Source organism: Halorubrum sp. SP9, from assembly GCF_005435015.1.
GTDB lineage: Archaea > Halobacteriota > Halobacteria > Halobacteriales > Haloferacaceae > Halorubrum > Halorubrum sodomense.
In genome coordinates, this window is the sequence record NZ_SGXU01000550.1 from 1 (window position 1) to 324 (window position 324).

The 324-nt window shown below is 58.0% G+C and carries 1 protein-coding gene; it reads right to left on the reverse strand.

Annotated elements, in window-relative coordinates:
• Positions 1-12: 12 nt before the first annotated feature.
• On the reverse strand, positions 13-324 hold a 312-nt coding region (locus EXE45_RS18550; protein WP_158294351.1), incomplete at its 5' end, for an NUDIX domain-containing protein.

A 324-nucleotide genomic window follows, 5' to 3' on the forward strand; every position in this document is an offset into this window, starting at 1 on the left:
GGAGTAGTCGGGTTAGCGATCGTCGAGGTATCGTTTAACGTACGGATGGAGATTCTCGAACGGCGGCCGGAAGACTTGGAAGGCGCTGTGTTGGTCGTCGCCGCCGATCTCGGGATCGTCGCGGTCGAAGTGACAGCGATACCCAGTCGCGAGATAGTGTTTCGAATCGACGCTATCGGCCGCTGCCGTTTCGTAGAAATGTTCGTAGGTCCCGAGACAGTCGTCGATGACGACAGGTTCTCCGAGTTCCTCGTTGGCCACGCGGTGGACAGCATCAGTGCGAGGTTCGTTTTTGAACACCGTTCCACCGGGCACGAACCACTC